General features: G+C 32.8%; 26 protein-coding genes and 5 tRNA genes. 21 read left to right on the forward strand and 10 right to left on the reverse strand.

All coding sequences use genetic code 11. The features are described from left to right. Positions 1–42: 42 nt before the first annotated feature. Positions 43–537, forward strand: coding sequence for a dihydrofolate reductase (locus QO190_RS03660; RefSeq protein WP_371461858.1), 495 nt, complete (start codon positions 43–45; stop codon positions 535–537). A 51-nt stretch (positions 538–588) separates the two neighbouring features. Continuing rightward, complete coding sequence (locus QO190_RS03665; protein WP_069799619.1) at positions 589–1,155, forward strand: hypothetical protein; 567 nt, start codon at positions 589–591, stop codon at positions 1,153–1,155. Positions 1,156–1,310: 155 nt separating this feature from the next. On the opposite strand, the gene QO190_RS03670 is transcribed toward QO190_RS03665, so the two are convergent. The 4 genes from QO190_RS03670 to QO190_RS03685 all read right to left on the reverse strand — a co-directional run bounded on the left by QO190_RS03670 (position 1,311) and on the right by QO190_RS03685 (position 3,908). After that, positions 1,311–1,943 (reverse strand): trimeric intracellular cation channel family protein, encoded by a 633-nt coding sequence (locus tag QO190_RS03670; protein ID WP_371461859.1) that lies wholly within the window; start codon positions 1,941–1,943, stop codon positions 1,311–1,313. A gap of 36 nt (positions 1,944–1,979) precedes the next feature. Further along, positions 1,980–2,339 (reverse strand): four helix bundle protein, encoded by a 360-nt coding sequence (locus QO190_RS03675; RefSeq protein WP_371461860.1) that lies wholly within the window; start codon positions 2,337–2,339, stop codon positions 1,980–1,982. A gap of 50 nt (positions 2,340–2,389) precedes the next feature. Continuing rightward, on the reverse strand, positions 2,390–2,848 hold the full coding sequence (gene coaD / locus QO190_RS03680) for a pantetheine-phosphate adenylyltransferase (RefSeq protein ID WP_069799615.1): 459 nt from the start codon (positions 2,846–2,848) through the stop codon (positions 2,390–2,392). A 76-nt stretch (positions 2,849–2,924) separates the two neighbouring features. Beyond that, entirely contained in the window at positions 2,925–3,908 is a 984-nt protein-coding gene (locus QO190_RS03685; protein ID WP_371461861.1) for a D-alanine--D-alanine ligase, read from the reverse strand. Positions 3,909–4,013: 105 nt separating this feature from the next. On the opposite strand from QO190_RS03685, the gene QO190_RS03690 reads away from it, so the two are divergent. The 5 genes from QO190_RS03690 (at position 4,014) to murI (ending at position 9,208) form a co-directional block, all read left to right on the forward strand. After that, positions 4,014–4,982: a PASTA domain-containing protein gene (locus QO190_RS03690; RefSeq protein WP_371461862.1), complete on the forward strand. Its 969-nt coding sequence runs from the start codon at positions 4,014–4,016 to the stop codon at positions 4,980–4,982. Positions 4,983–5,050: 68 nt separating this feature from the next. Next, on the forward strand, positions 5,051–6,115 hold the full coding sequence (locus QO190_RS03695; RefSeq protein ID WP_371481259.1) for an RluA family pseudouridine synthase: 1,065 nt from the start codon (positions 5,051–5,053) through the stop codon (positions 6,113–6,115). 56 nt (positions 6,116–6,171) lie between these two features. Then, complete coding sequence (locus QO190_RS03700; protein WP_371461864.1) at positions 6,172–7,122, forward strand: PorP/SprF family type IX secretion system membrane protein; 951 nt, start codon at positions 6,172–6,174, stop codon at positions 7,120–7,122. A gap of 76 nt (positions 7,123–7,198) precedes the next feature. Next, positions 7,199–8,323 (forward strand): radical SAM family heme chaperone HemW, encoded by a 1,125-nt coding sequence (hemW, locus tag QO190_RS03705; protein WP_371461865.1) that lies wholly within the window; start codon positions 7,199–7,201, stop codon positions 8,321–8,323. 63 nt (positions 8,324–8,386) lie between these two features. Beyond that, positions 8,387–9,208 (forward strand): glutamate racemase, encoded by an 822-nt coding sequence (gene murI / locus QO190_RS03710; RefSeq protein WP_371461866.1) that lies wholly within the window; start codon positions 8,387–8,389, stop codon positions 9,206–9,208. 9 nt (positions 9,209–9,217) lie between these two features. Here the strand turns inward: murI and rsmD are convergent, their stop codons facing one another. The 3 genes from rsmD to QO190_RS03725 are packed head-to-tail and all read right to left on the reverse strand — an operon-like array spanning position 9,218 to position 10,902. Then, positions 9,218–9,793, reverse strand: a complete 576-nt coding sequence (rsmD, locus tag QO190_RS03715; protein WP_371461867.1) for a 16S rRNA (guanine(966)-N(2))-methyltransferase RsmD — start codon at positions 9,791–9,793, stop codon at positions 9,218–9,220. Positions 9,794–9,826: 33 nt separating this feature from the next. Beyond that, positions 9,827–10,180 carry a four helix bundle protein gene (locus tag QO190_RS03720; protein ID WP_213189810.1) on the reverse strand — a complete coding sequence of 118 codons (354 nt, stop codon included), beginning with the start codon at positions 10,178–10,180 and terminating at the stop codon, positions 9,827–9,829. Between the two features lie 11 nt (positions 10,181–10,191). Beyond that, positions 10,192–10,902, reverse strand: a complete 711-nt coding sequence (locus QO190_RS03725) for a DUF3822 family protein (RefSeq protein WP_371461868.1) — start codon at positions 10,900–10,902, stop codon at positions 10,192–10,194. A 66-nt stretch (positions 10,903–10,968) separates the two neighbouring features. Here QO190_RS03725 and QO190_RS03730 point away from each other — a divergent pair, with 66 nt between their 5' ends. Next, positions 10,969–11,286 (forward strand): DUF6370 family protein, encoded by a 318-nt coding sequence (locus QO190_RS03730; protein ID WP_371461869.1) that lies wholly within the window; start codon positions 10,969–10,971, stop codon positions 11,284–11,286. On the opposite strand, the gene QO190_RS03735 is transcribed toward QO190_RS03730, so the two are convergent. Genes QO190_RS03735 through QO190_RS03745 form a run of 3 tightly spaced genes read right to left on the reverse strand, consistent with a single transcriptional unit; the run spans position 11,273 to position 12,622 of the window. Next, a complete protein-coding gene (locus QO190_RS03735) occupies positions 11,273–11,767 on the reverse strand; it encodes a Smr/MutS family protein (RefSeq protein WP_371461870.1) in 495 nt (164 codons plus the stop codon). The two genes, QO190_RS03730 and QO190_RS03735, sit on opposite strands and share 14 nt — an antisense overlap. A 7-nt stretch (positions 11,768–11,774) precedes the next feature. Next, positions 11,775–12,119, reverse strand: a complete 345-nt coding sequence (locus QO190_RS03740) for a hypothetical protein (RefSeq protein WP_371461871.1) — start codon at positions 12,117–12,119, stop codon at positions 11,775–11,777. An 11-nt stretch (positions 12,120–12,130) separates the two neighbouring features. Then, a complete protein-coding gene (locus QO190_RS03745; RefSeq protein ID WP_371461872.1) occupies positions 12,131–12,622 on the reverse strand; it encodes a metallophosphoesterase in 492 nt (163 codons plus the stop codon). 467 nt (positions 12,623–13,089) lie between these two features. On the opposite strand from QO190_RS03745, the gene truA reads away from it, so the two are divergent. The 13 genes from truA (at position 13,090) to nusG (ending at position 20,004) form a co-directional block, all read left to right on the forward strand. Then, positions 13,090–13,821, forward strand: coding sequence for a tRNA pseudouridine(38-40) synthase TruA (truA, locus tag QO190_RS03750; RefSeq protein ID WP_371461873.1), 732 nt, complete (start codon positions 13,090–13,092; stop codon positions 13,819–13,821). Positions 13,822–13,828: 7 nt separating this feature from the next. After that, entirely contained in the window at positions 13,829–15,580 is a 1,752-nt protein-coding gene (locus QO190_RS03755; protein WP_371461874.1) for an ABC transporter ATP-binding protein, read from the forward strand. Positions 15,581–15,650: 70 nt separating this feature from the next. Then, positions 15,651–15,848, forward strand: coding sequence for a 30S ribosomal protein S21 (rpsU, locus tag QO190_RS03760; RefSeq protein WP_371461875.1), 198 nt, complete (start codon positions 15,651–15,653; stop codon positions 15,846–15,848). 85 nt (positions 15,849–15,933) lie between these two features. Further along, complete coding sequence (locus QO190_RS03765; protein ID WP_371461876.1) at positions 15,934–16,818, forward strand: tyrosine-type recombinase/integrase; 885 nt, start codon at positions 15,934–15,936, stop codon at positions 16,816–16,818. Between the two features lie 35 nt (positions 16,819–16,853). Then, entirely contained in the window at positions 16,854–17,144 is a 291-nt protein-coding gene (locus QO190_RS03770; RefSeq protein ID WP_069799581.1) for an HPF/RaiA family ribosome-associated protein, read from the forward strand. 107 nt (positions 17,145–17,251) lie between these two features. Then, positions 17,252–17,325 (forward strand) — tRNA-Thr (locus tag QO190_RS03775). 21 nt (positions 17,326–17,346) lie between these two features. Then, a tRNA-Tyr gene (locus tag QO190_RS03780) sits at positions 17,347–17,429 on the forward strand. Positions 17,430–17,514: 85 nt separating this feature from the next. Next, positions 17,515–17,587 (forward strand) — tRNA-Gly (locus QO190_RS03785). A gap of 49 nt (positions 17,588–17,636) precedes the next feature. After that, positions 17,637–17,708 (forward strand) — tRNA-Thr (locus tag QO190_RS03790). 212 nt (positions 17,709–17,920) lie between these two features. After that, positions 17,921–19,108, forward strand: a complete 1,188-nt coding sequence (tuf, locus tag QO190_RS03795) for an elongation factor Tu (protein WP_069799579.1) — start codon at positions 17,921–17,923, stop codon at positions 19,106–19,108. Between the two features lie 53 nt (positions 19,109–19,161). Beyond that, positions 19,162–19,232: transfer RNA gene (locus QO190_RS03800), tRNA-Trp, on the forward strand. Positions 19,233–19,244: 12 nt separating this feature from the next. Next, on the forward strand, positions 19,245–19,451 hold the full coding sequence (gene secE / locus QO190_RS03805) for a preprotein translocase subunit SecE (RefSeq protein ID WP_069799577.1): 207 nt from the start codon (positions 19,245–19,247) through the stop codon (positions 19,449–19,451). Between the two features lie 10 nt (positions 19,452–19,461). Next, on the forward strand, positions 19,462–20,004 hold the full coding sequence (nusG, locus tag QO190_RS03810) for a transcription termination/antitermination protein NusG (protein WP_069799576.1): 543 nt from the start codon (positions 19,462–19,464) through the stop codon (positions 20,002–20,004). Positions 20,005–20,127: the final 123 nt, after the last annotated feature.

Genomic DNA, 20,127 nt, shown 5'->3' on the forward strand with positions numbered 1-20,127 from the left:
AATATACAAATATTATGCTAATTTTGTAAAATATACCTTCAAATGATTACAATAGTAGTAGCAATGGGAAAAAACAGAGAAATTGGTATTGATAACCAGTTGCTTTGGCATTTACCTAAAGATTTAAAACATTTTAAAGAACTTACCAGTGGTCACCCTATTATTATGGGCAGAAAAACCTACGAAAGTATTGGTAAACCGCTTCCTAATCGCACTAATATTGTGATTAGCAGAAAAAATGATTGGTTTGAAGAAGGAATTCTTATCGTAGGAAGTATTAAAGAAGCACTGAAATTTGCAAAAAAAATAGACGAAAATGTTTTTGTGATTGGTGGAGGTACTATTTATGAACAAACAATAGATTTGGCAGATCAATTAGAGATTACTTTGGTAGATGCTACTTTAGAAGCTGATACTTATTTTCCAAAAATAGACGAGAAAATTTGGCAGAAAACTCAAGAAACTTGTCATGAAAAAGACGAAAAAAATCAATATGATTTTTGTTTTCAAACTTTTACAAAAAAGACTAGCGTCTAATGTCTGAAATCTAACATCTAATTTTTATATTTGCACACTTAATTTTAAGAGATGAATAAGTACATAAAATTTTTAATTGCTGGCTTAATGATTGCTGCGGGAGTTTACCTGATGATGAACCGTCAAATAGGATGGGGAATTGTAGTAATATTCTTTTCGCTGAGTCCTATTTTATTATTTTTCAAAAATGAATACATCTTATTGGCTTTTTGGCAAATGAGAAAACAGAATTTTGTAAAAGCTGCACATTGGTTAACTTACATTAAAAACTACCAATCTCAGTTGCACAAATCTCAATATGGTTATTTCCATTATTTACAAGGTCTAACTTTGGCGCAAGAACATCCCGCAAAAGTAGAACCATTGATGAAAAAAGCTTTAGAATATGGCTTAAATATGAAGCACGATAGAGCAATGGCTACCTTAAATATAGCTGCAGCAGCACTTTCTAAAGGAAGAAAAGCAGAAGCTCAAAAATTATTAGAAGAAGCCAAAAGATTAGACGATCAAGGAATGATGGCGGATCAAATAAAAATGATGAAAGATCAATTGAAAATGCCTTCTATGCAAAAACACATGCATAATCCACAAATGAGACACAGAGGAAAATTTTTCTAAAGAGCCAAGTTAAAAGTAAAAAGAGCCAAGGAACTGGCATGTTATAAAAAAAACTTCTGAGAAATATTTCAGAAGTTTTTTTTATGGTTTATATTGTCCTTCAAAGAGTTGCGAGATATAGGTTTTTTACTTCCGACTTCGGACTTCCAAACTTTCTACATTTCTGCATCATTAAAATTTCCGTAGAATTTTGGCATTTGCCAATGGTATTTTACCGCTAGTGTTCTAATACTTACAATAAGAAGAATGGTTAAGATTTGATTGATTTCTTCAGACAAACCACTGAAATTTCTCAGAAGGATGTAGACTATTCCACCTGCAATTGCTGCAGTCGCATAAATTTCTTTTCTGAAAATCAAAGGAATTCTGTTCAGTAAAATATCTCGGATAATTCCACCAAAACAACCAGTAATCGTGCCTAAAACGACTCCAATAACGGGATGTAAGTCTGCGTTTAATCCTTTTTGAACTCCAATAATTGTAAAAAGGCCCAATCCAAGACTATCAAAAATGAATAGCGTTACCTGAAATTTTTTCTCAATTAATTTGAATATCATCGTAAAAATAGCAGTGAAAAAAATCAAACTCACGGCTAATAAATCGTGCATCCAAAAAACAGGGACATCTAGTAATAAATCTCTTACTGTTCCGCCACCTACAGATGTTACAAATGCAATGATGAGAACGCCAAAAGGATCGAAACGCTTTTGCATAGCCGCAAAACTTCCCGACATCGCAAAAGATATCGTACCAAGGACTTCTATTAAAAAGGTAAAATCTGGAAGCACAATTATAAGTAATTAGTAATAAGCAATAAGTAATGTTTATAAAATTTCTAATAATTTTTTCTTATAAGTAGTCATAACTTTTACAATTTCATCAGTTTCATTTTTTAAAATTTGAAGATTTTCAATAGAAAGGTATTCAAGTTCTTCTATAATTTCTAGCCAAAACTGGGTTTCATCAGCCTCTTCTACTACAATACAAACTTTGGCATATTTCTCTTTTTCAGACCGAGCCCTTGTTACTGCTCTATAATTTGCGGCTACAGATGTACTAGAACGAATTATTTGTTTTCGGATAATTGATAAATCATCAGAATAAGGTAATGGAGCTAATGATTTGATTATTGAAATAGAATTTTTTTTGGTTCTATCCCTAAACTCTTGATTAAAGTTTTTCATAAAATATGGTTATTAATATTACACATTACACATTGCTCATTACCCATTACTCATACTCTCACTGCATCAGGAACAAATAATTGATATTCTCCTTTGTTAGAAATAATTTCTCTCACAATACTGCTGCTGATAAATGATTTTCCAGAAGAGGTAAGTAAGAAAACGGTTTCTAATTTTCTTCTCGCCAAAGTTCTGTTAGTATGAGCAATTGCTTTTTCAAATTCAAAATCGGCAGGATTTCTGAGACCTCTCAGAATAAATTGAGCTTCTTTTTTGATGCAATAATCGATGGTTAATCCTTCAAAATAATCTACTTCTACATTGGGGAAATGCGCTACAGATTTTTGAATAAATTCCATGCGTTTTTCTAGCGGAAACATATATTTTTTCTGAGAATTCTGTCCGATAGCGATGATTAATTTATCAAACAGAGGAACGGCTCTTTCAATAATGTCAAGATGTCCTAAAGTAATCGGGTCAAAAGATCCTGGAAATACAGCGATTTTCATTTCTAAATTTTAGATTTTAAATTTTAGATTTTAAATTTTTTTAAATAATCTAAAATCTAGAATTTTTAATTTATAATTATTTTTTCAGCGCTTTTTCTACTTCGTTTCCACAAAGGTCTTTGATAGAAATTCCGTAAATTTTTGCTTGTTTAGGTAAGATAGAAGCTGGCGAAAATCCAGGATTGGTATTCATTTCTAGCATGTAAGGCGTTCCGTCCATAATGATGTATTCACTTCTAGAAAAACCGCTCATTCCCAAAGATTCATACGCATGTTTTGCGATTTTTTCTACTTTGTATCTGGTTTCTTCGTCTAATCTGGCTGGTGTAATTTCTTCGGAAGCACCTTCATATTTTGCTTCGTAATCGAAAAATTCTTTGTGCGGAACAATTTCTGTAATTCCAAGAACAATGGTTTCTCCTTTGTAATCGATAACACCTACAGAAACTTCCATTCCGTTTAAGAAAGATTCTATTAAAATTTCATCATCTTCTTTGAAGGCAAATTCAATAGCTGAAGCCAATTCAGACTTTTCTTTTACTTTAGAAATCCCAAGTGAAGAGCCACTTTGATTTGGTTTTACAAATAAAGGTAGACCTAATTCTTCTACAATTTTGTCTTCATTAATGTTTTCTCCTTTTCTCAGGTAAAAACTTTTTGCAGAAGGAATTCCATACTTTGCTAAAACGGCAAGAGTATCTTTTTTGTTGAAAGTAAGAGCGCTTTTGTAGAAATCACAGCCTGTATATTTTTGACCAATAGCGTTCCAATAGCCTTGTAATTCACCATTTTCTCCAGGAGCACCATGAATAATGTTGAAACAAACGTCAAATTTTAAAATTGCTCCGTCTGAAAGCGTTACCGAAAAATCTCCTTTGTTAATGGGAAGTTTTTCTTCGTTTTCGTTTAAAAAGTACCATTCGTCTTTTAGAACTACTACTTTATAAACATTATATAAATCTCTGTCTAGAGAGTCATAAATCAATTGGCCGCTTTTCAGAGAAACCTTGTATTCATCAGAGAAGCCACCCATTACTACGGCTACATTTTTCTTGCTCATACTTTTTAAAAAACTAATAAACGCAAATGTAATTATTTTTCAACTTAAATATTTCATAATTTTATATTTATATTTGCGTTTATATTTCGAATAAATAAAAAATTTATGCTTCGATCTTTTTTCCACTGGAAAGTTTTTGTAAACTTAATAGTAGCACTTGTAATTTTTGTAGGAGTAGTTTGGCTTACCTTTCGATGGCTAGAATTTCACACCAATCATGGTGAAGAAATTCAAGTTCCGAATGTTGTCAATATGAAGGTACAACAAGCAATAGAGGTTTTAGATGACCAAGGCTTAGAATATGAAGTAGATAGTTTTAAATACGATCCAAAATTTAAGCCATTGCAAGTTCTTAAAATCTATCCAAATCCAGGTTCTAGAGTGAAAAATGGTAGAGCCATTCTTTTAAAAGTTAATCCTAAAACTTATGCGCCAGTTGCGGTTCCTGATGTTTTGGATAGATATAAGTATTTGGCTTTCAGAAAGTTTGACTTATTAGGTTTAAAGGTAGGAGACACTATTTATGAGCCTAATATTCAGAAAGATGCGGTCATTAGAATGATGTTTAATGGCAGAGTAATCAAACCGGGAGAAAAAGTGCCGATGTATTCTACGCTTGATTTAGTCATTGGTTCTGGACCGATGAGAAACGTGGTGATTCCTAATTTGGTAGGAAGAACTGTGGCAGAAGCTAAAGCAATAATCACACAAAATTACTTTGAAGTAGGATTGGTAGAACATGAAGATGGATCAAGTGATGATTCTGACATTATTTACTATCAAGATCCTGCAAGTGGTTCTGTAAGAGACCAAGGAATGCAAATAGATTTATGGGCGAGTAAAAAAACACCTGCCGAAATGCAGTCTCAAATTCAAAAACTAAATAGTATTTATAAAACTAAGGATGATGAATTCATGTCAGAGCCGTCTGATAATCAGTTTGTTCCTGTTCCTAGTGAAGAGCCTGTAAATACTACACCAAAACCACCGGTAGAAAAACCCAAACCAACTACGAATACAAATAGCACAAAACCTGCAGAAGAAAAACCTGCTAAAAAGGTAATTGTAGAGTAGTTTTTTAGAAATTAAAATAATTTATAGAACTTTGCCGAAAATCTTTTGGCAAAGTTTTTTTGAATAATATGAACGAAAAAGAAGATTTTTTAGAAGAAGAGTTATTGTTAGAAGACGAAAATTCTAATGACGAAGAAAACTCAGGGTTGTTTGAACATCTCAATATTACCGTGGATAAAAAGCAAGAACCTTTGAGAATAGATAAATTTCTTTTGATTTATCGCCAAAATTCTTCTAGAAATAAAATTTCGCAAACGTGTAGAGCAGGAAACGTCATCGTAAATGGTAATCCTGTAAAACAAAATTATCGTGTAAAGCCGGGAGATGAAATTTCGGTTTTATTAACGCATCCTCCGCGTGAAAATGTTATTATTCCTGAAGATATTCCTTTTAAAATTGTCTATGAAGATGATGATGTTTTGGTGGTAGACAAAGAACCGGGAATTGTGGTGCATCCAGGTTTTGGGAATTGGCAAGGAACATTGGTGAATGCAGTTGCGTTTCATTTTCAGAAAAATGGATTTACTTCAGATTTAGATAGAGTAGGCTTGGTTCATAGAATTGATAAAGACACTTCTGGATTGATTGTTTTAGCCAAAAATGAATATGCATTGAGCTTTTTGGCCAAGCAATTTTTTGACCGAAAAACCAAACGTTTGTATTGGGCTTTTGTTTGGGGGAATTTAGAAAATGACGAAGGAACAATCAGAGGACACATCGGAAGACATCAGAAAAACCGAATGCAAATGGCAGTTTATGAAGATGGAAGCCAAGGAAAACATGCCGTAACGCATTATAAAGTTTTAGAAAGATTCAAATACATGACTTGGGTAGAATGTAAATTGGAGACGGGAAGAACTCACCAAATTAGAGCGCATTTTAAACATATTGGTCATACACTTTTTAACGACGAAAGATATGAAGGTCATCAGATTTTGCGTGGGGTAAACTTACCAAAATACAAGCAATTTGTAAAAAATGTCTTCGAAGTTTTACCTAGACATGCTTTACACGCTCATACTTTAGGTTTCATTCATCCTACTACAAAAAAAGAAATGTATTTTGAATCACCGATGCCAAAAGATATGCAAGATGCGGTAGAAAAATGGAGAAATTACTTGCAAAATTCTTAAAATTTTGGTATCATAAAACAATTTTACTTAAATTTGACTTTTAGAAATTCACGACCATGAAAAAAATATTATTCACATTTTTTGCTGCTTTTTCAGGATTAAGCTATGCTCAAGAAACTATTCCTATGTATCAGCAGTATTTATTTGATAGTGAATTTCTCTTTAACCCTGCGCATATTGGTAAAACAGATGATGTAAATTTGGTTGCCAATTATCAAAAACAATTTTCGAAATTTGATGAATCTCCCAATGTGCAATCGGTAGGAATTCATGCCAATGCTTTTGATAGAGTAGGAATAGGCGCTTATTTTTTTCATGACCAAAACGGGCCAATTTCTGCAAACGGAATTGCAATTGGTGCTTCTTACTTTGTTCCACTCAGTGATGAAGATGGCAGAAAAGACCAATTTTCTTTCGGGACATCAGTAAATTTTTACAATCAGAACTTTGATGTTTCTAAAGTAAATGCGCAAGATCCAAATGATCCTTTGCTTAACGAAAATAACAATAGTATTTTCATTGCTTATGCTAACTTAGGATTACAAGCTACTTATAGCAGAGCTTTTGCGGGAATTTCTGTTGCAGATATTCCATTGAGTAACAGTACACCAGTGGTAAATGGTATAGAACCGTCGCCAACCAGATTTTACCTTAATGCAGGATATGACTGGGAAATTACCGAAGGATTTTCGGTAGAACCTTCTGTGATGATGAATTTGAATACCAATTCATCAAGAATGTTTGACATCAATGTTCTGATGAAATTGTATGGTGAAAGTGACTATTTTGCTGCGGGAATCAATTACAGAACTGCAAAAAGTGCTGTGGGAAGCCAACAGTTAAGCATGTCACCTATTATTAAATTTAAACTTAATAAACTCCATTTCGGAGCTTCTTATAATTTAGGATTGTCTGATATTCAAGAATACGGCGGAAATTCTTTCATGCTCAGTTTAGGTTATGATATTCCTAATTTTATCAATCAAAGAGGATTTAGATATCGCTAATTAATTTTAGAATTACGATTTCAGACTTACGATTTATCAGAAAGTTGTCTATCAAAAATCGTCAATCATCAATCAAATGATTTACCTCCACATTCCTTTTTGCAAGCAGAAATGCAGTTATTGCAATTTTCATTTTTCTACTTCATTGAAGCAGAAAGACGAAATGATTTCGGCAATAAAAAAAGAAATTTTTCTAAGAAAAGAGGAACTGGAAAACAAAACACTTTCGTCGCTTTATTTTGGTGGCGGAACTCCGTCTATTCTTTCTGTGGATGAAATCAAATCTTTAATAGATGAGGTTTTAAAGTATTTTAACTTTGAAAAAAATATTGAAATCACGCTAGAAGCTAATCCTGATGATTTGGATAAAAATTTTCTGAAAGATTTAGCCAAAACCGAAATCAATCGACTTTCCATAGGGACTCAAAGTTTTTTTGAAGAAGATTTAAAGCTCATGAATCGTGCTCATAATGCTTCTGAAGCCGAAAGTTCTGTAAAAAGGGCGCAAGATTTTGGCTTTGAAAATCTAAGCATTGATTTAATTTATGGTTCGCCGACTTCCAATTTTGAAATCTGGAAAAAAAATCTTGAGAAAACCATAGAGCTTCAAGTTCCTCACGTTTCTTCGTATGCATTGACCATCGAGCCCAAAACAGCTTTGAATGCTTGGATTAAGAAAAATAAAATCGCAGAACCGAAAGAAACAGAGCAAAATAAAGAGTTTTATTACATGTCTGATTTTCTAAAAGACAACGGTTTCATACACTACGAAATCTCTAATTTTGCTAAAAAAGATTTTGAATCGAAGCACAATTCAGCGTATTGGAAATATAAAGAATATTTAGGAATCGGGCCTTCTGCACATTCTTATAACGGTAGAAACGAGCGCAGTTGGAATGTTGCTAATAATACCCTTTACATTAAAAATTTAGCAGAAAACATCCTTCCCAAGGAAACCGAAAAACTTTCTGAAAAAGACCAGTACAATGAAATGCTCATGATTGGTCTCAGAACGATTTGGGGTGTAGATTTAGGAAAGCTCAACGAAAAATTTTCTGGCGAAATTTTAGAAATTTTTAAAAACAGCATTCAGCCAAAATTAGAAGAAGGAATTCTTGTGATAGAAGAAAATCACTTGAAAATTCCAGAAAAACATTGGTTTTTAGCCGATGGAATTGCTTCAGACCTGTTTATTCTTTAAAAAATCTAAAATCTAAAATCTAAAATCTAAAATCTTTAGTATTTTTGTAAAAATTTCAAGCCTTTGAAACCAGATTATTCTCATCTTTCATCATCACAACCGATAGGGATTTTTGATTCCGGTGTTGGTGGACTTACCGTAGCCAAAGAAATAAAACGATTAATGCCGCACGAAAATTTTATTTATTTCGGTGACACAGCACATTTACCTTACGGCGAAAAATCTAGAGAAGCGATTATCGGTTTTTCTTTAAAGATTACCCAATTTTTATTAGAAAATAATTGTAAAGCCATTGTTATTGCGTGTAATACAGCCACAGCAAATGCTTTGCAAGAGGTGAAAGAATTGGTGGGAAATCAGGCTTTGGTTTTTGATGTGATTAATCCGGTTGCAGAAAAAGTAGCTTTTGAGATTCACCAAAATGTAGGAGTTATTGCCACTAAAGCAACGGTAAATTCTGGTTTGTATAGAAAATCCATCCGAAAGCTGAATAAATATATTCAAGTAGATGAATTGGCGACACCTTTATTGGTTCCTGCAATCGAAGAAGGTTTTGTAAATCATCCAATTACACATGCGATTATTTATAACTATTTGAGCGACAAAAAGTTAAAAGATATAGAAACCCTTATTCTAGGTTGTACGCATTATCCGCTTTTGATTGAAGAGATTAAAAAATATTACGGAACCAGAGTAAGAGTCATTGATTCACCTAAAATTGTGGCGAGTTATGTAAGGGATATTTTGAGTAAAAATGACTTGCTTAATCCTCAACACGAAGAAGGAAACACAGAGTTTTACCTTTCTGATATCACGAAAAACTTCGAGAAAATTTCGAAAAAATTCTTTGGAAATAAAATTAGTCTAGAGCTTAAAAAACTTTAGAATCGAAAATTAAACTTCAGAAGTTTCAATATTTTCTTTTGCTTCAAAGAAAGAAAAACTCACATTTCCGTATTTTCTGGTTTCGATTAATTGAGGATGCTCTAATTTCATTTTAGACTGATGTTCTAAAACAAAAGTCCCATTTTCTTTTAAGGAATTATTATTGAGAACCAAAGAAATCAATTCATTGTACTTTTTTTCTTCTAATTCAAAAGGTGGATCTGCAAAAACAATGTCAAAAGTTTTCTTGGTTCTGTTTTTCTTTAACCATTCGAAAACATCACCACGTTGTACATTAATTTGAAGTGCCATTTCTAGTTCTGCAGCAGTAGAATTAATGAAAGCAGCATGTTTAGGATTCATTTCTACAGCGGTAACGTCTTTACAATCTCTAGAGGCAAACTCTAAACTGATAGAGCCAATTCCTGCAAAAAGGTCTAAAACGGAGCAAAATTCTACTTCGTGACGATTCGCCAAAATGCTGAAAAGTGCTTCTTTAGCAAAGTCTGTGGTAGGTCTTACATCAAAATTTTTAGGCGCAGAAATTCTTTTTGCTTTCCATTTGCCAGAGATAATTCTATACATTTTTGTTGGGTGTTAGATGTTAGATGATGGGTGTTAATCAAGTTTGCTTCTAAAAGCAATCATTGAGTTCATTAGTTTGTATGATTCTTTATAAAATTCGCTGAAATTTTGTTCATCAATATAATTTCTATTTTTTGCTTTATAAAGACAAGTAACAACTTCAGCCAACGAACGAATTGAAAAACCTAAAAATCTTTTGAATTCTAAATTACTTTGTAAAATACTTCCTTCAGAAATGTTTAGCGCAATAGAATCAGATGCTCTTCTAATTTGAGATGTTAGATTGAATGTTTCTTCTTTTGGAAAATTGATTGAAATTTTAAAAATTTTCTCACCAAAATCCATAGAATCCTGCCATATTGTTAACTTTTCAAATTTAAAACTCATAATTACGTTTCTTATTTTACATCCAGCATCCAACATCCAGCATCCTTCAATTTAATGTTCTTCACAAATTTCTTCAACTCCGAAATAAAGGTTTCGTTTTCGTGAGTTTCTCCATAAATATGAAAATGCGTTTCTGCAGTTCCAAAATTTATTTTACTCAAAGAAAACATAATGAAATACAAGAAATCTACTTCAGAATCAGCATCTAAGTTATTGTAAAGCACTACTTTTTTATTTTCAAAAGCGAAAAACTCTACTTGATGATGATATAGATTGATATGAATTTCTTTGTGGTTTTTAACAGTTAAAGCATTTAAAAATTTTTCGCCAGAGAAATTAAATTTCGTAGGTAATTTTTTTGCTTTAATTTTTTGGTAAAAATGCTTTGGAAAAGTGTAGTAAAATTGCACCGCAAATTTTTTGTTCACAGAAAGCATCAATTCTTCGTTTGCTTCGTCTACAGGAGCGTTATAAGAAATCAGTTTATAGCCTAATTCGTGCTCTGTAAAACTATCTGGAGTAAGCGAAAAATGATTGAGCGCAGAAATCACTTCTATTTCTTTGTAGTCATCAAATTTTAACACATCATCTAGTTTTTCTTCAACTAAATGAGGCGAAGTTTCTTCTGTCACGAAATGAAATGCTTCTTCTAGCACTGTTTTTCCTTTAGAAATGTGCCATTGTAAACCATCTTTGGTGAAAAGTAAAGAAAGTTTTTTCATAGTTTTTTACCAATAAATGCAAAGGTATTGATTTTTAAACTATTTTTGAAAGATAGTTAAGGTAATATGAAAAATCTCGTTCTATTCATTACACTTTTGAGTTTCACTTTTGTATTCTCTCAAGAGAAAAAGAAGCAAGTTGTAGAAGCAGCTTGCGGACAATGTCAGTTCAAAATGAAAGACAAAAAAGGATGTGATTTAGCCGTAAGAATTGACGGGAAAAGCTATTTTGTAGAAGGTACTAAAATTAATGACCACGGAGACGCTCATGCTGATGACGGTTTTTGCAATGCAATCAAAAAAGCAGAAGTCATCGGTGAAGTGAAGGATGGAAAATTTGTGGTAAGTTATTTCAAATTACTGCCTAATTCTACAAAAAAGTAACCAAGACATTTCCCGTGCTGTGATAGAAAAAATCATGGTCTTCATATTCTATTCCCGCGAAACCTTGTAAAACTTCGTGCACCATATTTTGTAAAACTCCATCCCCAATTCCGTGGATGATGTTCAGTTTTTTCATGTTGTTGCTTCTGCAATATTCTAATTTTTCAATGAGTTTTTCACGCTGAATCATTAATCTTTCCCAAGATTCAAAATCTTGAGGATTATTGACCAACTTTTCGAAATGCAAATCGATGGACTGCGGGTTATTTTGATTTTTTTTAGAAATTTTGGTAGACGTTTCCTTTTTTGCAGTGATAGAAATATCATCATAAATATTATGATTGTGGAGTACGACTTTGCTTTTTTCAATGTCATAATGAAAACCGTGTTCGTCTTCTATTTGCACTAGATTTTCTTTGAAAGCAGAAATTTTCCCTTTCAAATCATCATCTATCACCGAAACCAAATCGCCTATTTTCATTTTAAAGTTATTTTGACAATATTCCTAAAATTTTATTTTCGATTTTTTCAAAGAAAATAATGTAAAATCTATCGTTATCATCTTCTAAATTAAAACTAGTAATTCCAATATTTGCGGTATTGCTGTGTTTTAAATTTTCAACAAGCTTATGAAAGGCTTTCATAAAATATGGCGGTTGATTTCCTAGTTCTTCACTTATTTCATACCTTAATGCATAGATCTCCTCACAATATTTTTTTTCTAGAACGATTGAATGAAGTTCTAGATTTTCTGCTTTTGAAATAAGTTTTAAAATATTCTCAACACTATCAAACTCGAGATTTAACTTCAATAAGTTTTCTAAATTTTCCAAATTCTTATAATTTACTTCGCTCCCAATTCCACAACTTCTAAATTTTCAATTTTCTCACCATTAATTTCAAATCTCAACATGGTTCTCATTTTATGCCAACCATGTTTTCCAGCAGCGCCAGGATTGAGATGCAGAATTTCTAACTCTTTGTCATACATCACTTTTAATATGTGAGAATGCCCAGAAATAAAAATTTGAGGTTTTTCTTCATTTAATATTTGTTTCACTCGTGGTGCATATTTATTTGGATATCCGCCAATGTGAATCATCACTACTTTTACTTTTTCGCATTCGAAAATATTTATTTCTGGGAATTCAGCTCTTATTTTTGCCTCATCTATGTTTCCGAAAACACCTCGTAATGTTCCTACTTTTTTCAGTTCGTCTATCACTTCTAAGTTTCCAAAATCACCAGCATGCCAAATTTCATCAGCATTTTTGGCATATTCTAAAATTCTATCGTCTATATAAGAATGGGTGTCGGAAAGTAGAAGGATTTTCATTTTGCTAATTTCTTTAAATTTCTTTAATTAAAATAATATTTATAAAATTTTCATTGTAATTTGACATTGCGTTCCTACGGAACGCTATTTGTTTTTTGCAGCATTATTACACACATTTCGTTCGTACGAAACGGTTTTAAATTTTATGAGTTTATATTATATTTTTAAAGTTCCGTTCCGTAGGAACGACAGGTTTGTAGGAAAATGTAAATTGTTTTTAATAAGTTCCGTAGGAATGACACAAAAAAAAATATTCTGGCGCGAGCGAAGCGAGCGTAGAAGTTTCCGAATTGCGCATGGTTGAAATGAATAACTGCCCGTGAAATTAGCCACGATGGAAATGAAAATCCCGCAACAAGCATTGGTGGTAGCTTTGGCGTGAGGAATTGTAATGCACAGCGTGACAGATAATGAAAAGAAACAAAATCTTCTTGCTCCTAAAAATTTCATTAAATTTGCCGAAAATTATGCGCTACTTTATTGAGTTTTCCTATAATGGTTCTACGTTTTTTGGCTATCAAATTCAGCCAAATGAGATTTCTGTGCAAGAAGAATTAGAAAAAGCACTTTCTACGATTTTACGAACTGAAATTAAAACTACGGGAGCAGGAAGAACTGATACTGGAGTTCACGCCAAGAAAATGTTTGCACATTTTGATTTTGATGGAGAAATTTCTGAGAAATTAGTGCATCAACTGAATTCTTTTCTTCCGCCAAGTATTGCTGTGAAGAAGGTTTTTGAGGTGAAAGAAGATTTTCACGCGAGATTTTCAGCAAAATACAGAACGTATGAATATTATATTTCGCTAGAGAAAAATCCTTTTTCTGAAAAATTTGCTTGGCAACATTGGAGAAAATCTTTGGATGTAGAAAAAATGAATGAAGCGTGCAAAATTCTCTTTGAGTACGAAGATTTCGGAAGTTTTGCAAAAGTGGGAGCGGATAATAAAACCAATATTTGTAAAATCTATCACGCAAATTGGGAACAAAACGGAAATGAACTTAAATTTACCATCTCAGCAGATAGATTTCTCAGAAATATGGTTCGTGCGATTGTAGGAACTATGGTAGAAATAGGCAGCGGAAAACTAAAACCTGCCGATTTAAGGAATGTGATAGAAGCTAAAAATAGAGGTGTTGCAGGAACTTCTGCGCCAGCTCATGCATTATTTTTAGTAGATGTAGGATACAATTTTTAAAAAAATTATGAACAAAAAACCAACCACCAACAATATCATTCAGCGTCTTTTTTTCATAGGAATGAAATTTAGAACGTGGTTTATTTTAGCCCTGATTATTTCTATTATTTTAGCGATAGTTTCGGTGTATAGACCTATTCTTACTCAGCAGATCGTAGATATTGATATCCTGAAACTGAAAGACAATAACGTCTTGATGAAAGATATTTATTTCTTAATTGGTTTGGTAGTAGCAGAAACTATTTTGAATTTCTTTCTTGTTTTTCTTTCTAATTATATCGCTCAAAATGTAATTAGAGACATTAGAGAAAGACTGTATCATAAACTTATTTATTTTAAAACTGCTTTCTTTGATAAAACAGCCATCGGAAATTTGGTGACCAGAGCAGTAGGTGATGTAGAAACCATTGCCACGGTTTATACGGATGGATTTTTGATGGTTTTTGGAGATATTTTGAAAGTGGTTTTCGTTTTGGTAGCGATGTTTCAGGTAAATACTGAGCTGAGTTATATTTCGCTTACCATTTTACCTATCATGTTGGTGATTACAAGGTTTTTTCAGAAAAAACTAAGAAAAGCATTTGGTGACGAAAGAGCTTGGACTTCTACTCAAAACAGTTTCGTGCAAGAAAGACTTTCGGGAATGTCACTCATTCAAGTTTTTAATAGACAAGAAGCAGAATTTAAGAAATTTGATGATATTAATGTCAATTTAAAGGCAGCTTTACTGAAAACGGTTTTCTATTTTTCATTGTTTTTTCCTGTGGTGGAACTGATTTCTTCTGTTTTTATAGGGTTGATTCTTTTTGTGGCAGGATATAATGCATTGACTTCTAGAGATATTTCTCCGGGACAAGTGATTGCGTTTATTTCTTATATTAATATGTTGATTCGTCCGCTTCGTCAGATTGCAGATAGATTTAATAATATTCAGCGTGGTTTGGTAGGTGCAGAAAGAGTTTTAGGAATTATGGACGAAGAAAACTCAATGCCGAATCTCGGTGCTATCAAAAAAGACCATATCGAAGGAAAGATAGAATTCCAAAATGTGAGATTTTCTTATGATGAAAAGCAAGAAGTTCTGAAAGGAGTCGATTTCAAAGTGAATCCGGGCGAAACAGTGGCGATAGTTGGAGCAACAGGTGCTGGGAAATCTACCATTATTCAGTTGATTACAAGATTTTATGATATTAATTCTGGCAAAATTTTGTTAGATGATATTGATATCAGAGATTATGAATTGTACGATTTGCGAAGCAAAGTAGGAGTAGTTCTACAAGATGTTTTCCTTTTTCATGGGAGTATTTATGAAAATCTTACTTTAGGGGACACTATTCCGCTTGAAAAAATTAAAAAAGTTGCTCAAGATATAGAAGTAGATGAATTTATTGAGCGATTACCGGGAGGTTATGACTTTGTAGTAAGCGAGAGAGGAAGCAGTATTTCTCTTGGTCAGCGACAGTTGTTATCTTTCTTAAGAGCTTATCTTTCTGATCCTAAAATTTTGATTTTAGACGAAGCAACTTCTTCTATAGACCCAGAAAGTGAAAAATTGATACAGAAAGCTACTGAGAAAATTACTCAAAACAGAACTTCAATTATCATTGCACATAGATTGTCAACCATAGAAAAAGCCGACAAAATTCTCGTGATGGATTCTGGTAAAGTAGTAGAAGAAGGCAAACACGAAGAGTTGCTTGCAAAAAATGGATATTATGCAAATTTGTATAAAGCACAGCTTCACAAAGAAATTTTTTAATTTTTGTAATTAAATTTTGTGGAGTTTAAAAATTTTTATACTTTTGCAACCACAAAATGAGATGTAATATATGTTAATAATTCCAGTAAAAGACGGAGAGTCTATCGACAGAGCACTTAAGAAGTATAAAAGAAAATTTGATAAAACTGGTGTTGTAAGAGCTTTAAGAGCTAGACAACAGTTCACAAAACCTTCTGTGACTTTAAGACAATCAAAACTTAAAGCAGCTCATAAGCAAAGAGAATTAAGCAAAGAAGAACAAGCTTAATTAGTTTTTCTTTAAAAAATATCGAAATCACTTTTCAAATTCTTATATTTGAGAAGTGATTTTTGTTTTATATACCTATTAATTCATGATTAACAAGTTTCTAGATTATATTTCTGTAGAGAAGCGTTATTCTCAAAATACGCTGGTGAGTTATAAAAAAGATTTAGAAGACTTGCTGCTGTACATTTCAGAAACAGAAGGAACGGAAGATTTAAAAAAGGTAGATAAAAAAATCATTCGTAATTTCATTGTCTCACTTTCTGAGAAAAAAATCCAAAAAAGAAGCATTAACCGTAAACTTTCTAGTTTAAGGAGTTTTTATTTATATCTTCTGAAAATAGGTGAAATTCAAGTTTCTCCTTTAGAAACAATTCCTTCTCTTAAATTTTATGCTGAAAAGCAAATTCCTATTTCTGAAGAGGAAATGGAAAATTTAGGAGAGGTTTTAGAAAGTGAATCAGATAATTTTTTAGAAAAACTCATTATAGAAACGCTTTACCAAACTGGAATGAGAAAATCGGAACTCTGCAATATATTATTAGAGCAAGTAGATTTTTCTAAATCCGAAATTTCCATCAAAGGAAAGGGAAATAAACAAAGAGTAGTTCCCATTTCTGAAAATCTACTAAAACAGATGCGGGAATACATGGTAATTAGAAAGCCTAATGAAGATTCTGGGATTTATTTTTTCGTTCGTGAAAATGGAAAAAAACTATCCGAAAAATTTGTGTATTCAGTGGTAAATCGCTACCTTAGTCTTATAACTTTAAAGAAAAAAAAGAGCCCACATATTTTAAGGCATAGCTTTGCTACTCATGTTTTGAATAATGGCGCGGAAATTTCTAAAGTTAAAAAAATCTTAGGTCATTCTAGTTTAGCTTCTACACAAGTTTACACGAATGGCAATATAGAGCAATTAAAAAGAGTGTTTAATCAGGCTCATCCCAGAGCCTATAAAAAAGAAGACTAGTTTTTCTTTTTTTAATTAAAAAAAATGTTAGCGTTATGAAAATTACAGTACAATCAATCGGTTTAACACCACATGCACCACTAGAAGAATATTTAGACAAAAAATTAAATAAGTTAGAAACCTTTTATGATAAAATTATCGAGTGCGAAGTGTTTCTAAAAGTAGAGAATTCTTCTGAAAAAGAAAACAAGACTGCTGAGATTAGATTACATGTTCCAGGTGATGATATTGTGGTAAAGAAGACAAGTGCTAGTTTTGAAGAAAGTTTAGACCAGTGTTATGATACTGCTAAGAAACTGTTAATCAAGAAAAAAGAAATGGCATAGAAAAATAATTAAAAATTTTTTAAAAAATATTTGTGGATTTCAAAAAAACTGTATTATATTTGCACTCGCAAAAAGGGAATAACAGTTCTTTTGAAATCTCAAATTTTGCCTCCATAGCTCAGTTGGCCAGAGCACGTGATTTGTAATCTCGGGGTCGTGGGTTCGAATCCCTCTGGAGGCTCATAATTTATAAAAAACAAGCGGGGAGATTCCAGAGTGGCCAAATGGATCAGACTGTAACTCTGCTGTCTTACGACTTCGCAGGTTCGAATCCTGCTCTCCCCACTTTTTTATAAATTTAATTTGCAGGTTTAGAAAAATTTTATAAATTTGCACACCGTTTACCAACAATAATTTGTAAACACAAATTGCGGAAGTAGCTCAGTTGGTAGAGCGTCAGCCTTCCAAGCTGAATGTCGCGGGTTCGACCCCCGTCTTCCGCTCTAAAAAAAATCACATTCCAAATAAGCGGTATGTGATTTTTTTTTCCAAGCCGACTTAGCTCAGGGGTAGAGCGCTTCCTTGGTAAGGAAGAGGTCGTGAGTTCAAATCTCATAGTTGGCTCAAAATAAAAGTCTCTCAAAATATTTTGAGAGACTTTTTTATTTAAAATAAATTCTTAAATTTGTACCCTCAAAAATAAGATAATATCATAGCGTCAAACGTATTGAAACTGAATGTTGAAATTTTTTTTAATAAAAAGATTTTGATATTCAAAAAATCACTATATTTGCGCACTGAAAATTTCAATAGTTAATAAATTAAATATTAAAATCATGGCAAAGGAAACGTTTAATCGTAACAAACCACACTTAAACATTGGTACTATTGGTCACGTTGACCATGGTAAAACTACCCTTACTGCTGCTATTACTAAAGTATTAGCTGAGAAAGGATTAGCTGAAATGAAAGACTTCTCTTCAATTGACTCTGCTCCAGAAGAAAAAGAAAGAGGTATTACTATTAATACTGCTCACGTAGAGTATGAAACTGTAAATAGACACTATGCTCACGTAGACTGTCCAGGTCACGCCGATTATGTTAAAAACATGGTTACTGGTGCTGCTCAAATGGATGGAGCTATCTTAGTAGTTGCTGCTACTGATGGTCCAATGCCACAAACTAGAGAGCACATCCTACTTTGCCGTCAGGTAAACGTACCAAGAATCGTTGTTTTCATGAACAAAGTTGACATGGTAGACGATGCTGAATTATTAGAATTAGTAGAATTAGAAGTAAGAGATTTATTATCTTCTTACGAATATGATGGTGATAACTCTCCAGTAATTCAAGGTTCTGCTCTAGGTGCACTTAACGGTGAACCAAAATGGGTTGAAACTGTAGAAGCTCTTATGGATGCTGTTGATAACTGGATTGAATTACCAGTTAGAGATCAAGATAAGCCATTCTTAATGCCAATCGAAGACGTATTCTCTATTACAGGTAGAGGTACTGTAGCAACTGGTAGAATTGAATCAGGTGTTATCAATACAGGTGATCCAGTAGACATCGTAGGTATGGGTGATGAGAAGTTAACTTCTACTATCACTGGTGTTGAGATGTTTAGAAAAATCTTAGATAGAGGTGAAGCTGGTGATAACGTAGGTCTATTATTAAGAGGTATCGAGAAAACTGACATCAAGAGAGGTATGGTAATCGCTAAGAAAGATTCTGTGAAACCACACAAGAAATTCAAAGCTGAGGTTTACGTTCTTTCTAAAGAAGAAGGTGGTAGACACACTCCATTCCACAACAAATATCGTCCTCAGTTCTATGTAAGAACTACTGACGTAACAGGTGAAATCTTCTTACCAGAAGGTGTAGAGATGGTGATGCCTGGTGATAACTTAACTATCACTGTAGAATTGTTACAACCAATCGCTCTTAACGTAGGTCTTAGATTTGCGATCAGAGAAGGTGGTAGAACAGTTGGTGCTGGTCAGGTTACTGAAATCTTAGATTAATCATCTTAAATAAATAAAGCTTCCGTAAGGAAACTTACGGAGCTTTTTTAACTACGGGCATCGTCCAATGGTAGGATACCGGTCTCCAAAACCGTTGATCAGGGTTCGAATCCTTGTGCCCGTGCAAATATAAATTATGAACTCACTTATCAATTTTTTAAAAGATTCTTATTCAGAATTTAGATATAAAGTAGAATGGCCAAAGTGGGCTGATTTACAATCTTCTACAATAGTAGTGGCTGTAGCTACTGTTATATTAGCATTGTTTACTTTCGGAGTAGATTCATTATTTAGCACAGCTATTAAAAATATATTAGCAATTTTCATAGGTTTCTTTAATTAAAAATTTTTCCATGAGCGATTTAAAATGGTATGTATTAAAAGCTATTAGTGGCCAGGAAAATAAAGTTAAGGCCTACATTGAGAGCGAAGTTAAAAGATTAAATCTTGAAGCTTACGTTACTCAAGTAGTTATTCCTATGGAAAAAGTAATCCAAGTAAGAAATGGTAAAAAAGTGCCTAAAGAAAAACCTTTTTACCCTGGTTACTTAATGGTAGAAGCTAATCTGATAGGAGAAATCCCACATATTATTAAAAATTTACCTGGTGTAATTTCTTTTTTAAGTCTTACAAAAGGAGGTGATCCTGTTCCGATGCGTAAATCTGAAGTAAACAGAATGCTTGGTAAAATGGATGAACTTTCTGAATTTGCTACTGAAATGGAAATTCCTTTCGTAGTAGGAGAAAGTGTAAAAGTAATCGATGGTCCTTTCAATGGATTTAATGGTACTGTAGAAAAAATCTTAGAAGACAAGAAGAAATTAGAAGTTTCTGTAATGATTTTCGGTAGAAAAACTCCTATGGAACTTTCTTACATGCAAGTAGAAAAATTGTAAAATTTATCATACAATATAATGAGCCACTCTATTTAGAGTGGCTTTTTTTGTGGATAAGTCTTTCTAAAAACGCCCTCTTTTGTCGTACAATCTTTCTAATTTTACACTCTCATTTTTGGCGTT

Origin of the sequence: Cloacibacterium sp. Arc13 (genome assembly GCF_041431305.1) — a bacterium.
Classification (GTDB): Bacteria; Bacteroidota; Bacteroidia; order Flavobacteriales; family Weeksellaceae; genus Cloacibacterium; species Cloacibacterium caeni_B.

What these genes read in the sequence shown, in the direction of transcription:
- coaD (WP_069799615.1), bottom strand. Translation starts at nt 2,848, where the DNA reads ATGAAAATCGCTGTATTTCCAGGATCTTTTGACCCGATTACTTTAGGA.
- QO190_RS03665 (WP_069799619.1), top strand. Translation starts at nt 589, where the DNA reads ATGAATAAGTACATAAAATTTTTAATTGCTGGCTTAATGATTGCTGCG.
- QO190_RS03735 (WP_371461870.1), bottom strand. Translation starts at nt 11,767, where the DNA reads ATGAAAATAGGCGATTTGGTTTCGGTGATAGATGATGATTTGAAAGGG.
- QO190_RS03745 (WP_371461872.1), bottom strand. Translation starts at nt 12,622, where the DNA reads ATGAAAATCCTTCTACTTTCCGACACCCATTCTTATATAGACGATAGA.
- QO190_RS03660 (WP_371461858.1), top strand. Translation starts at nt 43, where the DNA reads ATGATTACAATAGTAGTAGCAATGGGAAAAAACAGAGAAATTGGTATT.
- QO190_RS03730 (WP_371461869.1), top strand. Translation starts at nt 10,969, where the DNA reads ATGAAAAATCTCGTTCTATTCATTACACTTTTGAGTTTCACTTTTGTA.
- tuf (WP_069799579.1), top strand. Translation starts at nt 17,921, where the DNA reads ATGGCAAAGGAAACGTTTAATCGTAACAAACCACACTTAAACATTGGT.
- QO190_RS03690 (WP_371461862.1), top strand. Translation starts at nt 4,014, where the DNA reads ATGCTTCGATCTTTTTTCCACTGGAAAGTTTTTGTAAACTTAATAGTA.
- rpsU (WP_371461875.1), top strand. Translation starts at nt 15,651, where the DNA reads ATGTTAATAATTCCAGTAAAAGACGGAGAGTCTATCGACAGAGCACTT.
- nusG (WP_069799576.1), top strand. Translation starts at nt 19,462, where the DNA reads ATGAGCGATTTAAAATGGTATGTATTAAAAGCTATTAGTGGCCAGGAA.
- QO190_RS03770 (WP_069799581.1), top strand. Translation starts at nt 16,854, where the DNA reads ATGAAAATTACAGTACAATCAATCGGTTTAACACCACATGCACCACTA.
- QO190_RS03685 (WP_371461861.1), bottom strand. Translation starts at nt 3,908, where the DNA reads ATGAGCAAGAAAAATGTAGCCGTAGTAATGGGTGGCTTCTCTGATGAA.
- QO190_RS03695 (WP_371481259.1), top strand. Translation starts at nt 5,051, where the DNA reads ATGAACGAAAAAGAAGATTTTTTAGAAGAAGAGTTATTGTTAGAAGAC.
- QO190_RS03725 (WP_371461868.1), bottom strand. Translation starts at nt 10,902, where the DNA reads ATGAAAAAACTTTCTTTACTTTTCACCAAAGATGGTTTACAATGGCAC.
- QO190_RS03700 (WP_371461864.1), top strand. Translation starts at nt 6,172, where the DNA reads ATGAAAAAAATATTATTCACATTTTTTGCTGCTTTTTCAGGATTAAGC.
- secE (WP_069799577.1), top strand. Translation starts at nt 19,245, where the DNA reads ATGAACTCACTTATCAATTTTTTAAAAGATTCTTATTCAGAATTTAGA.
- truA (WP_371461873.1), top strand. Translation starts at nt 13,090, where the DNA reads ATGCGCTACTTTATTGAGTTTTCCTATAATGGTTCTACGTTTTTTGGC.
- QO190_RS03755 (WP_371461874.1), top strand. Translation starts at nt 13,829, where the DNA reads ATGAACAAAAAACCAACCACCAACAATATCATTCAGCGTCTTTTTTTC.
- rsmD (WP_371461867.1), bottom strand. Translation starts at nt 9,793, where the DNA reads ATGTATAGAATTATCTCTGGCAAATGGAAAGCAAAAAGAATTTCTGCG.
- QO190_RS03720 (WP_213189810.1), bottom strand. Translation starts at nt 10,180, where the DNA reads ATGAGTTTTAAATTTGAAAAGTTAACAATATGGCAGGATTCTATGGAT.
- hemW (WP_371461865.1), top strand. Translation starts at nt 7,199, where the DNA reads ATGATTTACCTCCACATTCCTTTTTGCAAGCAGAAATGCAGTTATTGC.
- QO190_RS03765 (WP_371461876.1), top strand. Translation starts at nt 15,934, where the DNA reads ATGATTAACAAGTTTCTAGATTATATTTCTGTAGAGAAGCGTTATTCT.
- QO190_RS03675 (WP_371461860.1), bottom strand. Translation starts at nt 2,339, where the DNA reads ATGAAAAACTTTAATCAAGAGTTTAGGGATAGAACCAAAAAAAATTCT.